The 21,917-nt window shown below is 52.8% G+C and carries 28 protein-coding genes and 1 tRNA gene; 19 read left to right on the top strand and 10 right to left on the bottom strand.

Going from position 1 to position 21,917, the window contains the following annotated elements; genetic code table 11:
- Window positions 1-94 precede the first annotated feature (94 nt).
- From EYA77_RS07305 to EYA77_RS07280, 6 genes are all read left to right on the top strand, one after another.
- Window positions 95-1,369, top strand: a complete 1,275-nt coding sequence (locus EYA77_RS07305; protein ID WP_167816321.1) for an O-acetylhomoserine aminocarboxypropyltransferase/cysteine synthase family protein — start codon at window positions 95-97, stop codon at window positions 1,367-1,369.
- 8 nt (window positions 1,370-1,377) lie between these two features.
- Window positions 1,378-2,841 (top strand): homoserine O-acetyltransferase, encoded by a 1,464-nt coding sequence (locus EYA77_RS07300; protein ID WP_167816320.1) that lies wholly within the window; start codon window positions 1,378-1,380, stop codon window positions 2,839-2,841.
- Complete coding sequence (locus tag EYA77_RS07295; protein WP_167816319.1) at window positions 2,838-3,314, top strand: threonyl-tRNA synthetase editing domain-containing protein; 477 nt, start codon at window positions 2,838-2,840, stop codon at window positions 3,312-3,314. Before EYA77_RS07300 ends, EYA77_RS07295 begins: the two co-directional genes overlap by 4 nt.
- 346 nt (window positions 3,315-3,660) lie before the next feature.
- A tRNA-Cys gene (locus EYA77_RS07290) sits at window positions 3,661-3,732 on the top strand.
- A gap of 62 nt (window positions 3,733-3,794) precedes the next feature.
- A complete protein-coding gene (locus EYA77_RS07285; protein ID WP_167816318.1) occupies window positions 3,795-3,974 on the top strand; it encodes a hypothetical protein in 180 nt (59 codons plus the stop codon).
- On the top strand, window positions 3,971-5,149 hold the full coding sequence (locus EYA77_RS07280; protein WP_042700009.1) for an aminotransferase class V-fold PLP-dependent enzyme: 1,179 nt from the start codon (window positions 3,971-3,973) through the stop codon (window positions 5,147-5,149). Before EYA77_RS07285 ends, EYA77_RS07280 begins: the two co-directional genes overlap by 4 nt.
- 71 nt (window positions 5,150-5,220) lie before the next feature.
- Here EYA77_RS07280 and EYA77_RS07275 read toward each other — a convergent pair whose 3' ends face one another.
- The 10 genes from EYA77_RS07275 to EYA77_RS07230 all read right to left on the bottom strand — a co-directional run bounded on the left by EYA77_RS07275 (window position 5,221) and on the right by EYA77_RS07230 (window position 14,322).
- Window positions 5,221-5,820 (bottom strand): LOG family protein, encoded by a 600-nt coding sequence (locus EYA77_RS07275; RefSeq protein ID WP_167816317.1) that lies wholly within the window; start codon window positions 5,818-5,820, stop codon window positions 5,221-5,223.
- A gap of 94 nt (window positions 5,821-5,914) precedes the next feature.
- On the bottom strand, window positions 5,915-6,349 hold the full coding sequence (locus EYA77_RS07270) for a carboxymuconolactone decarboxylase family protein (protein WP_095642061.1): 435 nt from the start codon (window positions 6,347-6,349) through the stop codon (window positions 5,915-5,917).
- 3 nt (window positions 6,350-6,352) lie between these two features.
- Window positions 6,353-7,291 (bottom strand): methanogenesis marker 7 protein, encoded by a 939-nt coding sequence (locus tag EYA77_RS07265; protein WP_042700003.1) that lies wholly within the window; start codon window positions 7,289-7,291, stop codon window positions 6,353-6,355.
- Window positions 7,288-7,869, bottom strand: coding sequence for a methanogenesis marker 17 protein (locus tag EYA77_RS07260; protein ID WP_042700001.1), 582 nt, complete (start codon window positions 7,867-7,869; stop codon window positions 7,288-7,290). Before EYA77_RS07260 ends, EYA77_RS07265 begins: the two co-directional genes overlap by 4 nt.
- The gene (locus EYA77_RS07255) at window positions 7,870-9,132 is read right to left on the bottom strand and encodes a methanogenesis marker 15 protein (RefSeq protein ID WP_167816316.1); all 1,263 of its coding nucleotides are present in this window, start codon (window positions 9,130-9,132) and stop codon (window positions 7,870-7,872) included.
- On the bottom strand, window positions 9,129-9,575 hold the full coding sequence (locus tag EYA77_RS07250; RefSeq protein WP_042699995.1) for a methanogenesis marker 5 protein: 447 nt from the start codon (window positions 9,573-9,575) through the stop codon (window positions 9,129-9,131). The genes EYA77_RS07255 and EYA77_RS07250 overlap by 4 nt, the downstream gene beginning before the upstream one ends.
- Window positions 9,575-10,036 carry a methanogenesis marker 6 protein gene (locus EYA77_RS07245; protein ID WP_042699992.1) on the bottom strand — a complete coding sequence of 154 codons (462 nt, stop codon included), beginning with the start codon at window positions 10,034-10,036 and terminating at the stop codon, window positions 9,575-9,577. Before EYA77_RS07245 ends, EYA77_RS07250 begins: the two co-directional genes overlap by 1 nt.
- The gene (locus EYA77_RS07240) at window positions 10,033-11,577 is read right to left on the bottom strand and encodes a methanogenesis marker 3 protein (RefSeq protein WP_167816315.1); all 1,545 of its coding nucleotides are present in this window, start codon (window positions 11,575-11,577) and stop codon (window positions 10,033-10,035) included. Before EYA77_RS07240 ends, EYA77_RS07245 begins: the two co-directional genes overlap by 4 nt.
- A 9-nt stretch (window positions 11,578-11,586) precedes the next feature.
- On the bottom strand, window positions 11,587-13,356 hold the full coding sequence (gene atwA / locus EYA77_RS07235; protein ID WP_042699986.1) for a methyl coenzyme M reductase system, component A2: 1,770 nt from the start codon (window positions 13,354-13,356) through the stop codon (window positions 11,587-11,589).
- 141 nt (window positions 13,357-13,497) lie between these two features.
- The gene (locus EYA77_RS07230) at window positions 13,498-14,322 is read right to left on the bottom strand and encodes an HAD-IC family P-type ATPase (protein WP_042699984.1); all 825 of its coding nucleotides are present in this window, start codon (window positions 14,320-14,322) and stop codon (window positions 13,498-13,500) included.
- Between the two features lie 73 nt (window positions 14,323-14,395).
- Between EYA77_RS07230 and EYA77_RS07225 the strand changes: the two genes are divergently transcribed.
- The 13 genes from EYA77_RS07225 (at window position 14,396) to EYA77_RS07165 (ending at window position 21,910) form a co-directional block, all read left to right on the top strand.
- Window positions 14,396-15,355, top strand: a complete 960-nt coding sequence (locus EYA77_RS07225) for a ribose 1,5-bisphosphate isomerase (protein WP_042699981.1) — start codon at window positions 14,396-14,398, stop codon at window positions 15,353-15,355.
- Between the two features lies 1 nt (window position 15,356).
- Window positions 15,357-16,568 carry a RuBisCO large subunit C-terminal-like domain-containing protein gene (locus tag EYA77_RS07220; protein WP_042699978.1) on the top strand — a complete coding sequence of 404 codons (1,212 nt, stop codon included), beginning with the start codon at window positions 15,357-15,359 and terminating at the stop codon, window positions 16,566-16,568.
- Window positions 16,569-16,679: 111 nt separating this feature from the next.
- Window positions 16,680-17,504: a diaminopimelate epimerase gene (dapF, locus tag EYA77_RS07215; protein ID WP_245241219.1), complete on the top strand. Its 825-nt coding sequence runs from the start codon at window positions 16,680-16,682 to the stop codon at window positions 17,502-17,504.
- A 147-nt stretch (window positions 17,505-17,651) separates the two neighbouring features.
- On the top strand, window positions 17,652-18,140 hold the full coding sequence (locus EYA77_RS07210; RefSeq protein WP_042699975.1) for a hypothetical protein: 489 nt from the start codon (window positions 17,652-17,654) through the stop codon (window positions 18,138-18,140).
- The gene (locus tag EYA77_RS07205; RefSeq protein ID WP_042699973.1) at window positions 18,137-18,376 is read left to right on the top strand and encodes a DUF2109 domain-containing protein; all 240 of its coding nucleotides are present in this window, start codon (window positions 18,137-18,139) and stop codon (window positions 18,374-18,376) included. The genes EYA77_RS07210 and EYA77_RS07205 overlap by 4 nt, the downstream gene beginning before the upstream one ends.
- Complete coding sequence (locus EYA77_RS07200) at window positions 18,373-18,612, top strand: DUF2108 domain-containing protein (protein ID WP_042699970.1); 240 nt, start codon at window positions 18,373-18,375, stop codon at window positions 18,610-18,612. Before EYA77_RS07205 ends, EYA77_RS07200 begins: the two co-directional genes overlap by 4 nt.
- A complete protein-coding gene (locus EYA77_RS07195) occupies window positions 18,609-18,851 on the top strand; it encodes a DUF2107 family protein (protein WP_042699968.1) in 243 nt (80 codons plus the stop codon). Before EYA77_RS07200 ends, EYA77_RS07195 begins: the two co-directional genes overlap by 4 nt.
- The gene (locus EYA77_RS07190; protein ID WP_042699966.1) at window positions 18,848-19,360 is read left to right on the top strand and encodes an EhaF family protein; all 513 of its coding nucleotides are present in this window, start codon (window positions 18,848-18,850) and stop codon (window positions 19,358-19,360) included. The genes EYA77_RS07195 and EYA77_RS07190 overlap by 4 nt, the downstream gene beginning before the upstream one ends.
- Window positions 19,357-19,977: an EhaG family protein gene (locus EYA77_RS07185; RefSeq protein WP_042699963.1), complete on the top strand. Its 621-nt coding sequence runs from the start codon at window positions 19,357-19,359 to the stop codon at window positions 19,975-19,977. The genes EYA77_RS07190 and EYA77_RS07185 overlap by 4 nt, the downstream gene beginning before the upstream one ends.
- Window positions 19,974-20,615 (top strand): membrane protein, encoded by a 642-nt coding sequence (locus EYA77_RS07180; RefSeq protein WP_042699959.1) that lies wholly within the window; start codon window positions 19,974-19,976, stop codon window positions 20,613-20,615. Before EYA77_RS07185 ends, EYA77_RS07180 begins: the two co-directional genes overlap by 4 nt.
- A gap of 2 nt (window positions 20,616-20,617) precedes the next feature.
- On the top strand, window positions 20,618-20,809 hold the full coding sequence (locus EYA77_RS07175) for a hypothetical protein (protein WP_042699955.1): 192 nt from the start codon (window positions 20,618-20,620) through the stop codon (window positions 20,807-20,809).
- 1 nt (window position 20,810) lies between these two features.
- Window positions 20,811-21,665 carry a respiratory chain complex I subunit 1 family protein gene (locus EYA77_RS07170; RefSeq protein ID WP_042699952.1) on the top strand — a complete coding sequence of 285 codons (855 nt, stop codon included), beginning with the start codon at window positions 20,811-20,813 and terminating at the stop codon, window positions 21,663-21,665.
- Window positions 21,662-21,910, top strand: a complete 249-nt coding sequence (locus tag EYA77_RS07165) for a hypothetical protein (protein ID WP_042699949.1) — start codon at window positions 21,662-21,664, stop codon at window positions 21,908-21,910. Before EYA77_RS07170 ends, EYA77_RS07165 begins: the two co-directional genes overlap by 4 nt.
- Window positions 21,911-21,917: the final 7 nt, after the last annotated feature.

Genomic DNA, 21,917 nt, shown 5'->3' with positions numbered 1-21,917 from the left:
TTTCTTTCGTAATGACCCGAAAACAGATCCGCATATATTTACAAGAATCTATATATCATATGCCCTCCAATATGAATTCACAGCGTGAACTATCATGACCCCAAAATACCAAAAAGAAACACTTAGTATCCATGTCGGACAAAAACCGGACGAAACGACCGGGGCACGGACAGAACCGATCTACATGACCACTGCGTATGTGTTCAAAGACGCAAAGGAAGCTGCAGGACGATTTGATCTCTCCGTTGAGGGAAATATTTACACTCGGCTCACGAATCCGAACAACACCTCATTCGAAAAACGGATCGCCGCGATCGAAGGCGGAACTGCCGCAATAAGTACAGCCTCCGGAATGGCAGCGATAAGTACCCTGATCTTTGCACTCACCAATCCGGGTGATGAGATCGTCTCGGCCGACAATCTGTATGGAGGAACATTCGAGTTATTCAGTCTGACCCTGCCGAACTTTGGGCGGACCGTCCGGTTCGTCCCCTCGAATGATCTGACAGCTTTGAAAGCTGCAATCAACGAAAAAACCAGGGCCGTCTACTTCGAATCCCTCGGAAACCCGAAACTTGACATCCCCGACTTTGCAGAAATCGCCAGAATCGCCCATGAAGCAGGTGTTCCGTTCATCGTGGACAACACCGTAGGGATAGGCACGGTCCGTCCGCTTGAGCACGGAGCGGATCTGGTCGTCATGTCGGCAACGAAATATGCCAACGGGCATGGAAATTCCCTGGCGGGCGTGATCGTTGAAAGCGGCAAATTCCCCTGGGACAACGGCAAATTCCCCAAGTTCACCGAGCCTGACCCGGCATACAAAGGACTCGTCCATTACAAAGCCTTCGGTCAGGCGACCGTTTCGACCAGTATTCGAATCTCCCTGATGCGCGACCTCGGTGCCGCTCTCTCGCCGTTCAATGCCTGGCTTACCTCGATCGGTCTTGAAACCCTCTATCTTCGGGTTCCCAGACACGCAGAGAATGCATTGATCGTAGCAAAGCATCTGGCATCTCATGAAAAAGTCGCATGGGTCAACTATCCAGGCCTTCCCGGACACCCGTCGGAGAAGAACCGCGAAAAATACTTCGGCACATCAGGCGGTCCGCTTCTTACCTTCGGCGTAAAAGGAGGATATGATGCGGCAGTCACCGTGCAGAATAATGTACAGCTCATCTCGCTTCTGGCAAACATCGGAGATGCAAAAACACTCATCATCCATCCGGCATCGACGACCCATCAGCAGCTTAGCGAAGAAGAACAGCGTTCAACCGGGGTCACGCCTGATACGATCCGTCTCTCGGTCGGTCTTGAAAATCCGATCGATATCATCGCCGATCTGGACCATGCCCTCTCCCTCATCTAAATACACCCATGTTACAGGATTCACTTGGTGAAGTCACCACACACTATCACACCTTAACCCGCCCGGTGGATCTGGAGAGCGGAGCATCTCTTTCAGATGTGATCATTGCCTATGAACGGTACGGAAGAAAGGATAACAAAAACGTCATTCTTGTCTGTCATGCTCTCACCGGAGATGCACATGCGGCAGGTTTTCATAAAGGCGACACAAAACCCGGATGGTGGAACGGGATCATTGGTCCCGGCAAAGCTCTCGACACAAACCGATACTGTGTGATCGCGACCAATGTTCTCGGCGGGTGTAAAGGTTCGACTGGCCCTTCGTCAATCGATCCAACCACCGGAAAACCCTACGGAATCACATTTCCGGGGATCACGATCCGGGATATGGTCCATGCCGAACACCTACTGCTCGAAGAACTGGGCATTGAAGAACTCTATGCCGTGATCGGCGGTTCGATGGGTGGGATGCAGGCAATGCAGTGGAGCGTTGAGTTTCCGGCATTCGTCCGCCGTGTTATTTGTATTGCTTCGGCCGGTTACTCGACTCCCATGCACATTGCGTTCGGGGCGGTCGGCAGAGCGGCCATCATGAGCGATCAAAACTGGAACAACGGCAACTATTCTGCCGCAAAAAAACCAGACCGCGGCCTCTCCCTTGCAAGAATGATGGCACATATCACCTATCTCTCGGATGAATCCATGCATACGAAATTCGGGAGAAGACTTCAGAAATCAGAGGCCTTTGGATACGGATTCGACACTGAGTTCTCGGTAGAAAGTTATCTTCAGCATCAGGGAGAGATGTTTGTGGAACGCTTCGATCCAAATTCTTATCTCTACATCACCCGGGCCGTTGACTACTATGATCTTACCAAAAACGGCAGTCTGACCGATGGGCTTGCAGGGACAGAGGCAAAGTTTCTGATCATCTCCGTCTCGTCCGACTGGCTGTATCCGCCGTATCTTTCGCAGGAGATCATGCTCGCCCTCTCAGCAAACGGTAAAGAAGCCAGGTATGCGGAGATCGTTTCCCCCCACGGGCATGACGGCTTCCTTCTGGAAAATGCCCAGCTGAACTATATGGTCGGTCAATTTCTGACCCCGGTCACCGTAGAGGATCTGATGATGCATGATCCGCCGTCTATTCGGGAAACCTCCTCGATCCGCGAGGCAGCTGAATTGATGATCGGGCACGAGATCAATCATCTGCCGGTGGTTTTAGAGGATGGGACACTCTCTGGTATCGTAACGTCGTGGGATATCGCGAAGTCGGTCGCCGGCAATTTCCAAAACCTTGCCGAAATCATGACAAAAGACGTGATCTCTATTCAGCGCTCGGACTCACTCCGGTTAGCAGCTTCGCTGATGGAGAAGCATGCCATCTCCGCTCTCCCGGTCATTGATGATGCCGGCCGTGTTCTCGGGATGCTGACCAGCGAAACACTCTCTCTTTCCGAGGTGCTCCAATGAAAATTCTTGGGATCCATACGGACCGTGTATGGTATAAAGTCACCAAAAAAACAAAAATTGCAGAGCCGGATCCAGTAAGGGAGGACGAGATGGAGAACTGTGTTCTCCTGTTTGCGAGCGTGGAAAAGTCGGATGAACTCTCACCCGAACTTACGGTCTCTGCGACGGTGGAAAGCATCAGACTGCGTCTTTCCCGTCTTGGGGCAACACGCGTGATGCTTTTTCCATATGCCCATCTTGCCTGCGATCTCGGGTGTCCGGGTGTTTCCCAGTGGATTTTGAAAACGATCCAGAGCAGACTCATTGAAGAGGGGATCGAGACGAAACGGGCGGCGTTCGGGTGGTATAAGGAGTTTGAAATAAAAAGCAAAGGGCATCCGATGGCAGACTTTTCGATGACGATCTGCCCGTATGCCGGCGGGGAATGCGAGAGCAGCAGTAAATGCTGCCAGAGTGAAGTGATGAACGACTGATAAATGTAACTATTTACCCACATTATTTCGACTTTTTCTTATATCTCTTTGTAAAACTCCTTTTTCTTTCAAGCCCCCCTCTCCCTCTATAGAAACCCTGCATGCAATAATTGAAAATCAATATATCACAAACGAACCAACGTTCGTCTTGAGGGCTGTATTTCTGAATTGGAATCCCGCAGGGATCTCACCTGCCGCAGATATATTCTATCATGCGTGCAGCCCGAAAATCGACCAAAAACCGCTGAAACTTCTTTCATCATCCGAAAATTCACGAAACTATTAAATACAAAAACCGCATATGTATTATTCACACTGTGAACATCACACTGTGAATTGTAGAAATGCCAGGTTGGCGGAGTGGTAACGCGACTGCCTGCAGAGCAGTTCTACGCCTGTTCAATTCAGGCACCTGGCTTATCCCTTCTGAAAAAACCGCATCGTATCTGTGCGGGGAAAAATGCAGATACTCCATGAAAAATGTCACAAAAAGCGATAGATGCAGTATTCACCGGTCTCTTTAATTTGACCGACATACGGGTCACCCTGCGGGAGACCTCACCTTTGCATCATCTCAACGATGAACAGAAGGAACGCACGAAAAAAACCGTCGAAAACATCAGAAAACAACTCGAGATCCTCGAAGGTGAGCTTCTATGAAATGCGCCGGGCAGATAGAGACACGTGCTGTTGAAGAATCCTCGATCAATCTTGATCCGATCCAGGCAGCCGGCAGACTCACCCCGGAGGCGATGAAAGCCGTCATCGCGTGGGGAGACGGATACTCAGTCTGTGACAACTGTCATAAACCCTTCCGCCTGGACTATGTAACTAAACCGCCGATCGCGGACTTCCACACCGAAGCAGCCGCATGGCTCGGCATGGACCAGATCCAGCTCGTTCCGGGAGCACGGCGGGCATTCCAGGAAGTGACCGGAGCACTCGTCGGAAAAGGCGAACCGGTCATCATGACCGGGATGGGGCATTACACTGCGTATTTATCCGTAGAGGTCGTGAACGGCGTCGTCCGGGAAATCAAACCGACCCCCGATCACCACATCACCGCCGACGCAGCTGCGGAATCGATCGAAAACGCCATACGCGAATTCGGATATGCCCCTAAACTGGTATTTGTCGATGCGGTCGATTTTATGTATGGAAACATGCATGAAGTCGAAAACATTGCAAAAGTTGCTCACCAGTATGATATCCCGATCCTCTACAACGGAGTTTACACCGTCGGGGTCCTGCCGGTAAACGGCAAAAAACTCGGCGTCGATTTCGTCGTCGGATCCGGGCATAAAAGTATGGCAGCACCCGCCCCGTCCGGCATTCTCGCGACCACCGACGAGTATGCAGATATCGTTCTTCGCACAACCAAGATCCAGGGAGATGTCACCGGCAGAAAATTCGGCATCAAGCAGGTCGGGATCCTCGGTTGTTCGCTCATGGGCGACCCGGCAGTTGGTCTGATCGCCTCATTCCCGCGGGTGAAAGAGCGGGTCAACCACTTCGACGAGGAACTGAAAAACCACAAGATCGTTACCGACGCCTTGCTTTCCATCGAAGGAACAAAAGTTGCCTCGGAATATCCGAGAAAACACACCCTTACCCGAATGGACACAGCGGGATCATTCGACGTAGTCGCACAAACCCATAAAAAACGCGGCTTCTTCCTCTCGAGTGCCTTAAACAAACGGGGGATCACCGGCATCATGCCGGGTGTCACCAAACAGTGGAAGTTCAACACCTATGGACTGACCACCGCACAGGCAGAATATCTCGCAGATTCGTTCATCGAGATCGCCGAAGAAAATAATATGGTCGTGGGGTAACCCCCCTTTTTTCTCTCAAAAATTTAGTATCGGCACCAGGATAAAAGAGATTAGGGGTGAATAGTTACACGTTAATTCCGCTTTCCCGCAAGGAGGGGGCGGCTCGTATATTTCGGCAGCCGCTCGGCAAGAATTCTGATGACGTCATCAGCCGTGTCGACGCCAAACACGCAGTCGTCGGGGATGTCCGGATACCGCGGTTTGTCGTCGATCTTTTTATCAGCCACGACAGCTCCCCAGTCGGAGAACACGCCTTCCCTTTTCACGACATCCGGAACACGGTATGCCATGATCAGACGGTGCATCACCCAGGCATAGGAAAGTTCGGAGAGCGTCCCCGACCCCCCGCCTACCGCGACGACCGCGTCCGTATTTGCCACGATGAAGTTTCGCGCATGATCCAGTCCGGTCGCGATAACGATATCCGTATACGGGTTTGCCTGGGCCGGATCATTTCCAGGAAGGACCGCGATCACGTCCCCTTCACGGTATAAAGGAGAGGCATGAGCTCCGCGGGATACAGCTTCCATCACCCCGCCGAGCCCTCCCGAAAGCACCCGGTATCCGTTTGAAACAAGCGCATTCCCAAGCGAAAACGCAAACTCTTCTTTCGCAGATCCGGGTCGTATCGCTGCGTCGCCGATAACAGAAATAACCGGTCTCCTTGACATACCTAATCATGCGCTGTCCGGTAAGAAGAATATTCTCTCCAAAAAAATCCGTTGCATGAAGCCGAAAAAAGGGTTGGAAGTCTGCCGGATCGCTCTATTTCATAGCGCAGGTCCCGACGCACGGCTCCTTTTCAGGGACGACCAGACGATAGGCATTTGCGAGGACCGACGAGTTTGCAAGAAGACCGGCGACCAAAACCGCTTCCAGGATCTCTTCGTTTGTGATCCCCATCTTCTTTGCGACCTGCATATGATACGTAGTACAGTGATCACACCGTAACGCTGCTCCTACTGCAAGGCTGATCAGCTCCACAGTTTTCGGCGGCAGTGCTCCTGCCTGGGTCACCGCATTTTTGTATAAAAGATGCGAAATGAGGGCCTCCGGACAGGCCTCCAGTTTTTGGTAGATCAGAGGAGATGTTCCGTACTCCGCTTCGATCCTTCCCAGCCACTCGGCGGCTGTCTGTTTCGCGCCGTTCTTTTGTACTTCCGCGATCGCCTCTTCAAAATTCATGTCGATGTCTACCATGATTCATACCACTATGTTTGTTTCCGAAAGCGGCTTTATGCGGATCAGAATATAATCCCGCATGCGTGAAGGCAGAACGTCTGCCACATCGCCGACTTTTACTTCATCCTCGATCACGAGATCACGGACCTTTTGCGCATACGTCGGGTAGGACAACTTAACCCGCAGGCCGTTGAGCTGGACTGCGATCGGGGACGGGGAGTAGACCTCCTCGATCTCGGGAAGTTCCTGTTTGATGAGCGCCTGAAGCCGCGCCGGCGAGACCGAGAGGGGATCGTTTGCTATCTCCTGACGGCGTGCCTCGATCACTTTTTTCACTTCATCGATCACCATATCGAGCCGGTGGATGTCTGCTTCGGTCTGGGTCCGGTGCATGAACCGCCCAAGGCCGCCGACATATCCGGCAACCGGCGGATCGGTCTGCTTAACGAGGACCTCACGGTCGGGCCCCCCCGTCAGAATGACCGGGACTGTGAGCCCGTATCTGAATTTGGGGAATTTCTTCTCGATACAGGAGGCAAAGTTTCCCAAAACGAAGATCGCCAGATCATGTTCATTGATCAGATCCCGTTCCTCGTCATTCATCTGGGCGATGCGTTTGCCAAACCCGCGTGCCATGCCAAGCATGTTCGACTTCGAGCCGTGGCTTCGCAGATACTCGGCCACGTCGCATGCCGAGTGAGGAAGGTGATGGATCTCCAGACTTGGGATCACCACCGCGATCTCGGTCCCTACAAGCGGAGATTCGATAACCTCTCCGCCGAGGGGGCGGGAAAACGTGATCAGATGCCTGATGTCCTCTTTGGGCATCAGGACCTGAAGAACGACCTCGCTTGCAATATTATGCCGCTGAACGATATACCCGCCGAGATCCTCGATGTAGTCGATGATCTCGTCAAGACGGTACACGCCTCCCTTATACGTAACAGGCACAAGGATCATTTCAGGGCCTCCTCCATTCGTGCGAACCGGTCCGCGATGATCTTCTCGACATCGGCCGCCGGCAGAGTGTTTTCGCTCGCGGCATAAGAGAACCTGTTTTTGCCGTAGTTCTCACGCCTGACCTTGAACCCTTCGGGGGCGATCACCTGGATCGCATAGATGAGATCTTTAAATAGTGACTCGGCCGGATCGACAACCACCCAGTCCCGGATATCCTTTGGGATCTGCGTATTTTTGATGATGACGGTGAACCGGTCCGGTTGATCGACATTGTCATGACCGAGTTTCTGCCACAATATCTTCAGCATGGCAGCAAGATAGGTCTCATCTCCTACGGCGATCGTCGCCTGTCCGTCCTGAAGCAGTACATTGCCTACATCCGAGATCTTTATTACAGAACGCGGGGGGCGGATGAAACCTGCAGCTACAAAAAGGGGATACTGCGGATCGATGTAGATATGCAGACCTTCCACGATACCCAGAAGGTTGTGATCCTGCAGTACAGTAGTAGCGACCTTGATGTAGTTGTCCGATCCGTCTTCGGTGCATTCGACCTCGAAGTAGTCCAAACCTGCCATTTACGCCTCCTTCACCTTTTTATCGACAAAACCGGAGGAGATCAGTGCGCCGCCTACTGCCCCGATATACTGGGAATGAGGAGGGACAACGACCTCTGTTTTGAGCATCCTTCCCATGGCGCGGACAAGTCCCTGGATAAGTGATGATCCGCCGACCATGATGACCGGCTCTTTGATATCGACTTCCTGGAGCTGCTGTTCGTACACCTGCTGGGCAACGCTATGGCATGCCGCGGCGGCAACATCTGCGGGTTTATAGCCTGCAGCGAGAGCATTGACCAGGGACTGTGTTCCAAAGACGATACAGTAACTGTTCATCGGCACATTTTCCCCGCCTTCACTTTCCATCGAGAGAGCGCCAAGCTCGGTGATATCGATACCGAGACGTTTTGCCGTCATCTCAAGGAACCGTCCGGACGCTCCGGCGCAAATACCTCCCATCGTGAATGACCCGGGCATCCCGTCGTTTACGCTGATAGCTTTATTGTCCATACCGCCGATATCGATGACGGTCGCAAATCCTTTCTGGGCGTTTGCAAGGTAGACCGCTCCTTTTGAGTTGACGGTGAGTTCTTCCTGAATGAGATCAGCTTTGATATGTTTCCCGACAAGGAACCTTCCGTATCCGGTCGTTCCGACAGCTTCTATATCGGAGATCTTGAGTCCTGACTCTTCAAGTGCGAGAGCGATGACCTCGTCAGAGCTTTTCAGAACATCGGTCGTCGGTCTCCACCCGGCCCCGATGATCTCGTTATCCTGCATGATGATGCATTTCGTGGTCGAAGATCCGGAGTCCACACCCATCGTGGTCCCGACCTGGACCTCGCGGGCCATCAACGCACGGCGTTTTGCGATGGTGGAAAGAGCTTCAAGTCTGGTGAGGAGGGTCGATGCGCCGGTCCGTTCGTTGAATGAGTAGGAAACGACCGGGATCTTGGAGTTCTCGACGATATATCTGCGGAGTTCGTTTCGAACGATCGCCGCCTCGGCGCAGCGGAAACAGCTTGCAATGAAGATGCCGTCAGCCTCGATCCTCCCCTCCACGATTGCCTGGGCGCGTGCGATGGCAAGTTTCAGATCCGGACTTTTCACCGGAAGACCGAAGTCCTTGTAGGCGCGTTTTACATCCTTTAAGGCCACATCCGGGTAAAACATCTTTGCTCCGACGGTCTCTGCCGCGGACGTGATCTCGTTTTGGATACCGCTGTATTCTGCTCCGCAGGTGATCTGGGCGATCCGCACCGGCTGATCTTTTGCGCTCATTGTTTCACCTCCAGATCTTTGAGGAACTGTTTGATCTTTGCGACAAATGTCACGCCCTCTTCTTTCGAAGCCGGGTAGCGCAGTTCGAGTTTCGGCATCTCTTTTTCCCGAAGCATGAAGACAAGAAGTTCATTTGTCCGTGCGCAGCCCATACAGCCGAATGCCAGCTCCGGCTCATCGATGATGACTGCCGCTTCGGCCTCTTCCACAAGCGGGCCGTAAAGCGCCATGCGCCCTCTGATCCCGGACGGGACCTCAACAGCAGCCCATTTCAGACCTTTCTGAGGATCTTCGGCGGTCATCTGGATCGGCGGCGAATCAAAACCCGGTGTCTGGACATGTTCGCGGATCGAAAGAGCCGATCCGAGCGGTTCGTGACCGAACCTCTCTACAAGGTCGGATAAGATGAGGCTGGTTGCCGGATAGATGAATACTTTTGCCATTATTTTTCCTCCGAAAAAAGTTGTTCGAGGATATCTGCATCAAGAGGTTCTTCAAGCGGCAGAGCGACCCCTGCAGCTTTTTTCAATGATGCCTTTGTCAGTTCCTGGGTCTCTTTCAGTCCATGCGAAATATACCGGATAAAACTCATTTCATATTCGTGCCCAAGATACCCGGGCCTTGCGCCGCCGAGATCGGCTCTGCAGCGCCGGGAATCTCCGGGGGGGAAACCCCGGTCTTTTATGAAGATCCGGTAGGGATCGAGAGTACGCAGGTGATCGATGATACGGGAAACATCCTCCGGCGTACCGGTGATCTGGCAGCCAAAACAGGTCTCTTTGATCATCACGCCCTGAGCTATCTCATAGGCGGCCGTTGCGATATCCTGAGGGGTCGTGTTTGGCGAGTCCACGAACACATACTTGGTCACGGTCCCGACATACTCCGGGACGTACGGTTTCATTCCCTGACCTCCCGGATATAGATGGTCCCGCCCTCTTTCATCAAAGAAAGTTTGTCCATATCGATCACGGTCCCGATCACGTTCGTTCCCTCAAAGGGCTCTCCTGTCGGTCCGTACTCCTTGTTTTCGACCACACGCACACCCACCATCCCGACTGCATGCCGCGAGTCGTTCGTCAATGCAAGAGTATTGGTCCTGACCGGTTTTTTCGGCGTGTTCTCCGGGATGATGTTTGTCCCGGTAGAGAACGGAGGCTTGAAAAGGTACATCTCATTCTCCAGATTGTAAATAAACGGCATGGTCCCGACCGCATACCGTTTCAGGCCGGTGACCCGGCGGAACAGATCGACCGAGCGGGGAGCCTTTTTATAATCCAGCGAGATGTCGATGACATTGTCCAGACCCATGGTGAAGAGCGAGACTTTTCCCACTTTCAGGACCTCAAGCGTCGTCTCCGGTTTCTGATCGATGACGACTCTTCCGGTCAGATCACGGTTGTCGGCCATCACTTTGAGACCGCGTTTTTTCGCAAGATCCACCGCTTGTCCGAGAGGAAGACCCCGCAGATCAAGCAGCTCGGGGACAGATCTCACCGAAAGGGTCGTTTTATCGGTTGAAAATTTGGCAAGCTCTATCCCTCTGGTAACTGACCCGGTCCGGGTATGATGCTGATTGCTTGGCACATCCCGGGTGTAGATATAGAGAGCGCCTGAGCCTTTTCCTGCCGTTCTCACCGTTACGGTTCCTTCACGTCTGGATTTCTGGCGTTCCTGCGCAGCGTAGAGTCTTCCTTCGGTGTGATCCCGGATAAAGGTGGACGCAGTCTGATCGACCCGGAATCTGCTCTCACGCAGGCAAAACAGCATATGTTCAACCGATTCGGTACAGGCGCAGTCGATCTCTGCATGATTCTCCTGATACCCTTCCGCGGTGATGACCAGCTCGGAAAAGATCTGCACCCCGTCTTTCACTTCAGCCGAAAGATCAGCTGTCACTTTTGCATTGGTCGAGTCGGTACTGGAAAATACCTCCTCGATACGGGTGATCGTGTCGCCGTTTCTCCAGCGGTTCAGGATCCCCAGACCATAGATGACTTTTCCCAAAACGGCTCCGCCTTTGGCTGCCCCGTGATCCGCCACATGTTCCCTGCGGGAAAAGGTGAGATAGGCATTTTTGGGATCATAGCCGCCTGAACCCAGACAGACAAGTCCGCGGTCATACCGGTACGGTGTTTTGTCAGGAACGAACTCCTGAGGGAAGGGACCAAACGAGACGGCATTTTTATCCTCGAAATGTACCCGCAGATTTTCTTTCACTTCACCGGTCGGCAGAGGAAAAGCGGTTTTCTTTGCAAGTTCGATCACGATATCTCCGGCAGAGGTGGTCAGACGGAGATGGGATGTTTTCGCCCGGGAAACGCTGCCGGGCATAAGAAGGATAACAGAGGTCCCCTCCGGCTGGTTTGGAAGGAGATCTTTGAGGGTTGTTGTTTCCGGAACGGTTTTTTGTTCACCGTTCAGGAAGATCCGGACATCGGTCATGATCCTGACCTACATCTCAAACATTTCATCGGTCGTTTCATGCAGAGCACCTTCGGTTGCTTCCGCTTCCGGCGCTCCTCCGGCGAGGGTCACTTTCTTCGGCGTGCCGGTCTCTGCCCGCGCCCTTTCCTTTTCGACGGCATTGCGCATAACGATCTTTTCATCCTCGGATAGATTGTCGAGCACCTCATGGGTCGGACCGATGTCGATGATCTTGCCGCCGCGCATGAACATACATCTGTCGCAGACATCGCGTACAAACTCCATGTCATGGGAAACGATCACAAATGTCTCATCCATCTCTTCCCTGGCATGCATGATCGAGTGCTTGACATCGACTTTGGTGATGGGATCCATAGTTCCCGTCGGCTCATCAAGAAGTATGATGCGCGGTTCGCGGATCAGGATCTGCGCGAGAGCTACCCGGTGCTTTTCTCCTTCCGAAAGGCTTGCCGGCAGTCTGTGCAGAACATCTTTTGCCTTCTTTTCGGTGAAACCTGCCATTCGAAGAGTGATAAGCGCTTTTCTGGTCGCAAGTTCTTTGGGGAACTCAAGGCCGATAGCATCGGTCAGGTTGTCGATGACGGTTCTGTGAGGATACAGATCGTACTCCTGATGAAGCAGACCGATATACTGTTTTGCCCGTCCGCGGAAGAGATATCCCGGTTTTGACATATCGATCCATTCATCCCCGATCCTGACGTTGAGTTTTCCTGACGTCGGTTCATACAGACCCGCGATCATCTTGGAGAGCGTGGTCTTGCCTCCGCCGGATACGCCGATGATCCCGAAGATCTCCCGTTCATTGATCTCGAAGGTGATATCGTTTACCGCGTTGATAACTCCACGGTCAACGGCGATGAATTTTTTGAGCAGGTTTTCCGCACGGATGATCGGGTCGCCGAAGATCTGATCGGTGTAGACACGGTCGTCGTGATAACCTTTCATGAACTCTTCAACGATCTCATCGGGCGTGCCGATCAGGGTTATTTTTCCATCGTCCAGGAGCACTGCCCGATCACAGACATCCTCCAGAACCTGGGAAAAGTGGGAGGTGACGATCATTCCCATATTGTTTTCCTTGGCGGCTTTCTTCAAAAGATCATGGACGATCCTGGCCGTTTTCGGATCAAGGGTGCCGGTTGGTTCATCGGCACATAAAAAGAGCGGTTCCCTGGCAAGCTGACGTGCCAAAACGACACGCTGTTTTTCGCCGCCGGAAAGATCACGGGATATATGCATCATCCTGTGGGTGAGTCTGACTTCATCGAGTAAGTCGGCTGCACGTGATATGGCTTTTTCCGAGGGATAGTTTATGTCGTCTAGAGCGCGAAGAACATTTTCGATGACCCGGTCATCCCCGTAGAGGGCAAACGTCCGCTGGAACATCAGCGAAGTCCGTGCCATTATCTGGGCTTTGAGTCTCTCGTTTTCCGGTTTCCAGAAATCGATATCTTCAGCAGCAAGCGTGTCGCCGCAGGCGGGACAGGGTTTCCCGGCATCACTCTGGAACTCGATTTTTCCGCATTTTGGACAGCGGGATATATGATAGATGATAGTTCCGGACGTTGGAGCCTGATCGATTCCGCGGATCAGATGGATGAGTACGGTCTTTCCGCAGCCGCTTCTGCCGATAACACCCACGATCTCTCCTTCGGAGATTTCCAGATTGATGTTATCCAGGACCCTGACCATTTCGGCTGATTTCTCGAGGCAATCTTCCGTTGAGGCTGGAAAGTCCATGATGAGGTCCTTTATCGTGATAAACGGGGTTGTCATATGTTCTTCCTTCTATAATGGTATGTGTTTGTTTTACGGAGTTATTAGTTTTTAGAAGAGGGTCTGCGGATCTCAGATCTTGGGGGCAGATGCATCTGAAGGCATATTATATATGTGCAAAACCGAGACCGGCATGCGGCCTCAGGAACTTTCAGTGTTCAGTTTGTCCACGATCCCGACCACGTCACGGATATCTTCGATGATATAGGATGCCTGTCTGCAGAGTGCTTCGGGCCGATCGCTTTTCTGCTGGACGGTTAAAATAGAGACATCGGCAGCCCGCATGGCAGAGAGGTCGTTGATCCCGTCTCCGACCATGACGACGACATCATATTCATCTTTGAGGCTTGTTACGATCCTTGCTTTCGTAACCGGCGTTGCCACCCCGTGGACCCGTTCCCGGGGAATGCCGATCTTGTCAGCGATCAGTTCGAGTTTTGAGGTCCGGTCCCCGGAAGCGATATAGACCGCGACGCCTTTCAGATGCAGCGCCGAGATCATCTCCCTCACTCCCGGAAACGGATAGCCGGCGGCGGCGATCGTAAACTCGATCTCGCCTGTCCGGAGATTGACGATGATGCCGGCGTTCATCGCAAATGACTCGGCTTCCCGGGAAACGATCTTCCAGCAGGCGCGGATGACCTCCTGCATATCGGAGACCAGGCACACGGGATCGGAAAAAAGGATCGCGGCCACGCAATCGGCGTCGATGATCTTTCTCCCGCAGCTGATGCCGAATACCACATCGATCTCCTTGAGGTACTCGGAGAAGTTCTTTTCCGGAGGTATCTGCATCATCTCGGTCGAGCTGATATTCAGCAGAACAAGGATCCTGTCCGGATCCTCAAACGTCAGCATTGTCGTTTCCGGACTGTTGTTCAGCAAGAGACCGCTTTTTATATTTTTGACGGCGCGATTCGTTTTCAGAAGCGTTCCGGCACTGTCAAAAACTACTCCGACAGACATTATCCTCCTCTTTTTGGATGGAACATGGTTCGACCCTCAGTTATTTAATCTTAGACTCCAATCAGTAATATAAATGAGCATCAACGACACAGCCGATAAAATCATCTCGATGGAGATTCGCGGCGCCGGAAAGATTGCCCGGGAAGCAGTTTCTGCGCTTCGTGATCATGCCGAAACTCTGCCCCGGACAGGAGATGTATCGATATTCATCCGTGAGATGGAACTTGCGGCGGATCTTCTTCTCGCGACCCGGCCGACAGCCGTCTCTCTTCCCAATGCAGTGCAGATCGTTATGCGGGATGTCCGCTCAGCCAGCAATGAAGAGGCTGCACGAAGAATTCTGCGGGAAAAAGCGAACGAGTTTATCTGGTCATCAAGAACAGCTCTCGACCGGATCTCGGTGATGGGCGCAAACCATATCCCTGACGGCAGTGTCGTGATGACGCACTGCAACTCGAGTGCGGCTCTTGGAAGCATCATCGAGGCAAAACGGCAGGGAAAGGATATCGAGGTCTATGCGACAGAGGTCCGGCCGTGGAACCAGGGAAGGATCACGATAAAAACGCTCAACGATCATGAGATCCCGACCACGTATATTGTGGATTCGGCGGCACGGACCATGATGAAAGAGGTCGATCTCGTTATTGTAGGGGCAGACGCAATAACCGTGAACGGAGCGGTCGTGAATAAGATCGGGACATCCCAGATCGCTCTTTGCGCCCACGAGGCAAGGAAAAATGTCATCGTTACGGCAGAGACATACAAGTTTGCCCCGCGAACGATCCTCGGCGAGCGGATCCAGATCGAGGAACGCCCGACAAACGAAGTTCTTCCTGACGATATTGCAGCAGGACTGCCGTTTGTCCGCATCAAAAACCCCGTGTTTGATGTTACGCCGGCTGAATATATAGATCTGATAATTACCGAAGCAGGAGCGATACCCCCTCACCTTGCCTTCACCATCATGCGTGAATACCTTGGATGGGGACTGGGAGAGCTGCAGAACCAGTTTCTAAGTCTGGAGAAAGACTAACATGAATGACCTGATTGCAACCTATTACTTTAAACCAAAAGCAGGAGTGACGCCTGAGTACGCCGCCCAGGCGATCTCAGAAGAACAGACGACCGGCACCTGGACCGGGATTTCCACCGTGAACGAGAAGACCGCATACGTTCATGCCTATGACGGCGAAGTCCTTGAGCTTGCGCCTTCGGGTTCAGGTTTCCAAACGAAACTTAGTTTCCCTTATGAAATATTTGAGCCGGGAAACATCCCCCAGTATCTCTCGGTCGTCGCAGGAAACCTGTTCGGTCTTGGAAAACTAGAAGCCGTCAGACTTCTTGACATCGAGATCCCGAAGGGTCTTGACGGGACCGGACCGAAGTTCGGCATAGAAGGCATCAGAAAGATCTGCGGAACTGAAACCAGCCGCCGCCCCCACGTCGGCACGATCATCAAACCAAAAGTCGGTCTGAACCCGAAGGATACGGCTGAGGTGGCCTACGAGGCGGCGCTTGGCGGTGTCGATCTGATCAAAGACGATGAGACCCTGACCGATCAGAAGTTCTGTCCGCTGATGGTCAGGCTCGAGATGGTGATGGATGCACTTGAGCGGGCAAAGGAGGAGACGGGACGGGAGGTTTTGTATGCCCTGAACGTCACCACCGGAGGGGACAGGATCCTGGAAATCGCTTCCAATGCCGTAAAAGCAGGCGCCAACATGCTGATGGTCGATGTTCTGACGGCCGGTTTCTCAGCGGTCCAGTGCCTTGCGTCCGAGCCGTCGATCAACGTTCCGATCCATGTCCACCGGACGATGCACGGAGCGCTGACAAGAAATCCCGAACACGGTATCGCGATGCGGCCGATCGCCAAACTGGTTCGCGTCTGCGGAGGAGATCAGCTCCACACAGGAACGGTTTCCGGGAAGATGGGCGGAAAAGCCGATGAGATCCTGGGGGACAACAGGGCCCTTACCGGTCCTGCGGGAAAGCTTCTCACGGTGTTTCCGGTGGCTTCGGGCGGCCTTCACCCGGGAAAAGTCAATGCCGAGATCACTACGCTTGGAAACGAGATCGTTCTCCAGGCAGGAGGCGGGATCCACGGCCATCCGGACGGTACCGCGGCCGGAGCACGGGCGATGCGCCAGGCAGTGGATGCGGCATTGGCGGGCGTGAGTGCGAACGAGTATGCAAAGACCCATATCGAGCTGCAGAAAGCGCTGGACATCTGGGGTTCTGTGTAAAAGAGGAGCATTTTTACCCGGTGACGGGAGGGCTCCACACCCTGTTTTTATCAGATTTCGGTCTCTTTGGAGTAATGAGTATAAATCTTCAGGAACACATATACTAGTATTATGACCATCAAGTTCCCGAAGCATGACGTTATGTCGATAGCATTCACAAAACTTCACGGAAACGGGAATGACTTTATTCTGATCGATGAGATGAATCAGGTCATTATTCCGGATGAAATGAAGGCGCAGTTTGCAGTTGTGTACTGTGACCGGAGATTCGGTATCGGCGGAGACGGTGTGCTCTTTATCTCCAAATCCGATAAGGCGGACATCCGCATGAGACTCTTCCAGCCCGATGCAAGCGAGGCTGAGATGTGCGGCAACGGGATCCGCTGTCTTGCAAAATATGCATTCGATAAGGAGTATGTGAAAAAGAAAGCCTTTGCCGTCGAAACACTCGCCGGCGTGATGCAGGTCCGCGTGGGATATGACAACGAAGGGGATTTCATGGCGACCATCGATATGGGAGCGGCAGCATATCAGGAGAGCTGTGAGATCGAAGGGATGACCGTATATTCAGTGAACACCGGTGTTCCCCATGCTGTCGTTTTCGTCGGAGATGTTGAAGGGATCGATATTGATAAAGTGGCGCCGAAGATCCGGCACCACCCGAGATTTCCGAAAGGGACCAATGTCAACTTTGTTCAGATCACCGGACAGTCGGAGATCGTCATCCGGACCTTTGAACGCGGTGTTGAGGGAGAGACCCTTTCATGCGGCACCGGATCAACGGCCTCGGCGCTTATTGCAGCAAAGGCCGGAAAGGTGTTTGGAAATCCCATTCACGTCAAAACAGCCGGCGGTCCGCTTGACATCACAGTCGGCGATATCCCTCAGATGACAGGGCCGGCTTCTACCGTCTTTGTCGGAGAAATCAGATATTAACCCCTTTTTTTGAAACGGCCGGTCCGTATCTTCTGCAGTCAAAGGCCGCGACATATGGCCAAATGCAACACCTTTATTTAACCTAATGTCAATACCTAACTAACTAGCACTTTCCCCATTTCCTTTCAGACGTCCGGATGAAATATTATGATCGATGTAATCCCCGCTATTCCCATTGCTGCCGTGATCTGCCTTCTGCTTTTTACCGCACTTGATTTCTTGTGGAAACTGCCCAAACAGGGCGGTGTTTCCGGAGCAGATGTGATTGGAAAAGAGCTGGAAAAAAGCGGAGGAGACCGAAACGGCGGATGGATGATCGGAAACCTCATCTCATCGCCGGATGCATCGGCAGGCACGCTTCTTGCCGCATGCGGCTATTATGTGTGGGGTATATGGGGGGCACTCATCTCGATCGTTCTTGTATATATCGGTGCACGCATCTGTGCGGACAAGGGATTTGCAGGAACGAGCGGAGCTGTTTGTGCCACACTGATCATCTGGACACTCACCTCATTTGCCGGGTTCCCTCCCGAGTCCTTCATCGCGGGGTGTGTTGTCGCGATATTCCTCGTTGAAGGGATCTCTGCAAAATATGCAAGCCGCATCCTTGGAAAACTCTGGAGGAAAGTCTCATGATCGTTGAGGGGATCTGTGTGGTCATCGCCGTGTACTGTGCGGTCCGTGCAGTTTTCGAGCCGAAAACGCTGAAAAAACTGCCGTACCTCAACGTGATGAACTTCGCCGTCGCCGGAACGATCGTCCTCTTGATCCCGCATCCGATAACAGTTTTTGCGGCAATTGCCTACTTCATAGGAGCGACCCTTGAATCGAATGCGATCGCAAGCACCTTTGCTCAGCTGGAGGGAGAATGACGGATTTGATTCTGATACTGGCAATCTTCCTGGCTCTCTTTGGAGGGATCGCTGCGCTTGTCGTGAGATCAGCTTTTGACAAACTGATCTGTCTTGGCATTCTTACAGCTGGGGCAGTCCTCTTCCTTGTGGAAAAAGGATATCTCGATGCGGCGATCGTGGTCTCTCTCCTGATGCCTGTCGGCACGATCTTTATCCTTCTTCTTCTCGGCAAAAAGCGGGAGGCTGCCAAATGATTCTGCCGTATGAGTTTCTTATCGGGTGCATCCTCCTGCTGGCAGGTGTGATCTTCACGGCATTTCCCCGGGAAAAAACCTATCTTACACGGCTGATCAATCTGGAAGTCGCTGAATTCGGTCTGGTGTTCATCATGCTCGGCTTCAATGAAACGCTCGCCTTGGTCACGTTTGTTGCCGTGAACATCGTAACTACACTGATCTTTGTCAGAGTGATCGAGAAAAAGGAGGCAGCATGAAAGAGGAGCGGAGCCGCAAAAACTGTCCGGCAGAAACGGCAGGCGGAGTATGTTCACCATTCCAGAAACTTTCCGGGTATCTTTCGACGATCGAAAATCTGCCGAAACTTTATGCGATCTGCGTCTGTCTGATCGCGATCTTCGGGCTCTGCAGTGTCCCGTTCATTTCGTATGAGGAGGATCAGCTTTACCCCAAGTCGCTGGATCCTTCCAGTTCCCTGGATCCGTATGACCGGGGAGGAGTGCCGTTCACGGAACCTGCCGTGATCATTGCCCAGTATCCGGAAAATGCTCCGGCACTCGGATATGTGACCGCGTATCTGACGCCGCTAAGTCAGCTCCTTGCAGATTACACGCTCCACCTTGGGACAACGATCGTTGCCCACCCGGGAGGCATTCTTGATGAGATCCTCTACTACACACGCGGGTTTGACACCATCGTTGAAGCCAGCATCCTGTTCTGCGCATTCTGGATAGCAGCATATCTTTACCGGAGGTCTAAGGAATGATCGAGTTATTTGCCGGGATGGATGTAATCTATAAAATCGGACTTGCCGTCGCATTTATTGCGATAATAATCGCATTTTCCGCGATACTCAGAGAGAAAGACGGGATCCACCTGCTTATCATCGTTGATCTGATCGAGATCACCGGTCTTGTCGTGATCGCGCTTCTTGCAACCGATCTCGCCGAGGCGCTCATTCTTCCCGGCCTCGTTGTAGGCATTGCCGAGATAATGGCGGTATCGGAGCTTTGGCTCGTAAAAGAGGGACTGCAGAACGTCCGCCCGGCCCGCCGTCTCGACATCGAGGTCATGCACACAGCGCCGCCGATCATCGGCGCCCTTCTTACGGCATACGGTATCTTCCTGACAGGATTCACCGGCGGTCTCATCGCGGGCCTCGGCCTTGCCCTGTTCTTCCTCGGCAAATCGACGACCGAAAATTTCCTTTCATCAGAAACCGCATCCGGATATGCCTGGGTCCTGTGGGTGACGGCGTTTTTGATCTTCATCCTCTTCCCGAGTCAGTGGTTCCTTGCTCTTATGGCCGCCGCGGTCGGGATAATGATCAAGGTGATGGCAAAAATAGCTCTGGTCGGGACCATGCGGGGTGACGGATCATGATGGAGTCTATACTCGTAACGATACCTTTTGGCGACATGATCCATTATCTTTCGGGATATACGGTGATCCTGTTTGCATTTGCAGCGATGTTCATCCTTCTTGCCGTGATCTCCCTGCCGGAAAAACCGGTCGACATCGTATTCGGCACAGACGGCTATACCCTGAAAGAGACCCCGAAGGATCTTTCCAGATTCCAGCGGTTTATGGCGGCCGCCTGCGGGATCGCGACGATTGGCGCGATCGTTACGGGCGATATATTCAACTTCACGCTCTTTGCCGCGTTCATCGGCGTTTTGAACATCGGGATCATCGCCGGCGTGAAAAATACTCATGTTCTTTCAGCAGGATTTTCGTACGGTCTTGTCGTGATGATGGGGACAGTGCCTCTGTTTGCCGGCGCCGCCATAATCGCCGCCTCGACTGGAACGCTTTCCATCTGGGAACTGGCGGCGGCCGGAGGAGTCCCCCTGGTTGCGAAACTTCTCCTGCTGATCGGAGTTCTTGGCGAAGGCATGGCTCCATTCTATATAGGTAAAGCCGAGATAACGCGGGCGTCCGGAGCTCCGTATATCCTGATGATCCATGTGAGTTCGCTCCTGCTCTTCCTGCGGGTGGTTGAGATCCTTATGACGGTGTGATCATGAAAAAAACAGCATACATCTTACTTGCAGCCCTCTTTGTCTGCACAGCAGTCATCTCGGCCGTGCTCGTCGACGCGAATCCTTACTGGATCCTTCTGCTGATCATATCGGTCCCGGGATTTTTTGTCTCAGCGGTCCTTGCAGTATGCGCCTGTTCAAAAGACGGAGATGTTCCGTTTGTGGGGTACTGACATGATCGCGTTCCTTCTTCTCCTGATATTTGCCGTCTTCTTCGGCCTTCTCCTGCACGGGATCCACCGCAAAGTCATCGCAAGGATCCAGAAACGTCCGGGACCGCCGATCTGGCAGGAGATACTGCACACACTGAAGTTCGCCTTCAAACAGACATGGATCCCGAAAACGGCCAGTCAGGTCATGTATGTCGCGATCATTCTGATCGCGATAGGCATCTGGACCGCGGCACTGTATGTGGTCTGGATCGGCGGAAGTCTGCTGCTGATCTTCGCATTTTACATGCTCCATAAGATCGTGGAACACGGGACCGGTCTTTCTTCGGGGTCACCCTACACCAAGTTCGGCGCGATAAGATCGGTCATGTCGGCGGCTGCCGAACTCCCGCTCCTAGTCACAGTATCGGTGATCTATCTTTTTACCGGGACGCTTTCTCTCTCAGAAATATCGGCATGGGAAGCGGCAAATGTTCCGCTCATCGGCATCGCACTGCCTGCGGCGGTCTCCATGTATCTCATCATCCTCTCGAAGGCGCACTACGGACCGTTCTCCGTGATAGAGGCAAAGGAGCTCGTCTCCGGCTACTGGACAGAACACTTCGGGGGATGGCGGGCGCTTTTGAACATTGCCCTTTCGCTGAAAACATTCGTGCTGATCACCGTCTTCATCATCGTGTTCATCGGGATCCTTCCCTGGTGGCTGTTTTTGATCGTCATGCTTCTTGTGATGGTGTCGGTCTCGTTTATCTGTGCCTCAACACCTATGCTTACACCTTACAACACGGTCCTCATCCAGACGATCTGGACGATCGTCGTCTGTGTGTACGGAGTCGTCGTCTGGCTGGTGATATCATGAAATATATTCCGTTAGCTGCCTGCATCTCTGTGGCTTTTTATGTCGTTCTGATGCTGCTCGAAGCCTCGCTTCATCCGGCGATCCTTCCGGGTGCTATGATCGGAGCGGTCCTTTTGGGGATCCTTGCCGCCGCTTTTGTCTGGAAGAGCGATCATGCCAAACATCTTGGCGAGGTGATCCTCATCTGGATCATGGTTCTCGGATTTATCATCTACGGACTTTTGCGTTTTGGAGGGCTGTTATGAAACTCGC

The organism is Methanocorpusculum sp. GPch4 (assembly GCF_012062385.1).
Taxonomy (GTDB): Archaea; Halobacteriota; Methanomicrobia; order Methanomicrobiales; family Methanocorpusculaceae; genus Methanocorpusculum; species Methanocorpusculum parvum.
This window is presented reverse-complemented; position numbering and strand designations above follow the sequence as displayed.

Bases quoted from the DNA above. Each gene is read 5' to 3' on its own strand.
- EYA77_RS07305 (WP_167816321.1), top strand. From the start codon at position 95: ATGACCCCAAAATACCAAAAAGAAACACTTAGTATCCATGTCGGACAA.
- EYA77_RS07300 (WP_167816320.1), top strand. From the start codon at position 1,378: ATGTTACAGGATTCACTTGGTGAAGTCACCACACACTATCACACCTTA.
- EYA77_RS07295 (WP_167816319.1), top strand. From the start codon at position 2,838: ATGAAAATTCTTGGGATCCATACGGACCGTGTATGGTATAAAGTCACC.
- EYA77_RS07285 (WP_167816318.1), top strand. From the start codon at position 3,795: ATGTCACAAAAAGCGATAGATGCAGTATTCACCGGTCTCTTTAATTTG.
- EYA77_RS07280 (WP_042700009.1), top strand. From the start codon at position 3,971: ATGAAATGCGCCGGGCAGATAGAGACACGTGCTGTTGAAGAATCCTCG.
- EYA77_RS07275 (WP_167816317.1), bottom strand. From the start codon at position 5,820: ATGTCAAGGAGACCGGTTATTTCTGTTATCGGCGACGCAGCGATACGA.
- EYA77_RS07270 (WP_095642061.1), bottom strand. From the start codon at position 6,349: ATGGTAGACATCGACATGAATTTTGAAGAGGCGATCGCGGAAGTACAA.
- EYA77_RS07265 (WP_042700003.1), bottom strand. From the start codon at position 7,291: ATGATCCTTGTGCCTGTTACGTATAAGGGAGGCGTGTACCGTCTTGAC.
- EYA77_RS07260 (WP_042700001.1), bottom strand. From the start codon at position 7,869: ATGGCAGGTTTGGACTACTTCGAGGTCGAATGCACCGAAGACGGATCG.
- EYA77_RS07255 (WP_167816316.1), bottom strand. From the start codon at position 9,132: ATGAGCGCAAAAGATCAGCCGGTGCGGATCGCCCAGATCACCTGCGGA.
- EYA77_RS07250 (WP_042699995.1), bottom strand. From the start codon at position 9,575: ATGGCAAAAGTATTCATCTATCCGGCAACCAGCCTCATCTTATCCGAC.
- EYA77_RS07245 (WP_042699992.1), bottom strand. From the start codon at position 10,036: ATGAAACCGTACGTCCCGGAGTATGTCGGGACCGTGACCAAGTATGTG.
- EYA77_RS07240 (WP_167816315.1), bottom strand. From the start codon at position 11,577: ATGACCGATGTCCGGATCTTCCTGAACGGTGAACAAAAAACCGTTCCG.
- atwA (WP_042699986.1), bottom strand. From the start codon at position 13,356: ATGACAACCCCGTTTATCACGATAAAGGACCTCATCATGGACTTTCCA.
- EYA77_RS07230 (WP_042699984.1), bottom strand. From the start codon at position 14,322: ATGTCTGTCGGAGTAGTTTTTGACAGTGCCGGAACGCTTCTGAAAACG.
- EYA77_RS07225 (WP_042699981.1), top strand. From the start codon at position 14,396: ATGAGCATCAACGACACAGCCGATAAAATCATCTCGATGGAGATTCGC.
- EYA77_RS07220 (WP_042699978.1), top strand. From the start codon at position 15,357: ATGAATGACCTGATTGCAACCTATTACTTTAAACCAAAAGCAGGAGTG.
- dapF (WP_245241219.1), top strand. From the start codon at position 16,680: ATGACCATCAAGTTCCCGAAGCATGACGTTATGTCGATAGCATTCACA.
- EYA77_RS07210 (WP_042699975.1), top strand. From the start codon at position 17,652: ATGATCGATGTAATCCCCGCTATTCCCATTGCTGCCGTGATCTGCCTT.
- EYA77_RS07205 (WP_042699973.1), top strand. From the start codon at position 18,137: ATGATCGTTGAGGGGATCTGTGTGGTCATCGCCGTGTACTGTGCGGTC.
- EYA77_RS07200 (WP_042699970.1), top strand. From the start codon at position 18,373: ATGACGGATTTGATTCTGATACTGGCAATCTTCCTGGCTCTCTTTGGA.
- EYA77_RS07195 (WP_042699968.1), top strand. From the start codon at position 18,609: ATGATTCTGCCGTATGAGTTTCTTATCGGGTGCATCCTCCTGCTGGCA.
- EYA77_RS07190 (WP_042699966.1), top strand. From the start codon at position 18,848: ATGAAAGAGGAGCGGAGCCGCAAAAACTGTCCGGCAGAAACGGCAGGC.
- EYA77_RS07185 (WP_042699963.1), top strand. From the start codon at position 19,357: ATGATCGAGTTATTTGCCGGGATGGATGTAATCTATAAAATCGGACTT.
- EYA77_RS07180 (WP_042699959.1), top strand. From the start codon at position 19,974: ATGATGGAGTCTATACTCGTAACGATACCTTTTGGCGACATGATCCAT.
- EYA77_RS07175 (WP_042699955.1), top strand. From the start codon at position 20,618: ATGAAAAAAACAGCATACATCTTACTTGCAGCCCTCTTTGTCTGCACA.
- EYA77_RS07170 (WP_042699952.1), top strand. From the start codon at position 20,811: ATGATCGCGTTCCTTCTTCTCCTGATATTTGCCGTCTTCTTCGGCCTT.
- EYA77_RS07165 (WP_042699949.1), top strand. From the start codon at position 21,662: ATGAAATATATTCCGTTAGCTGCCTGCATCTCTGTGGCTTTTTATGTC.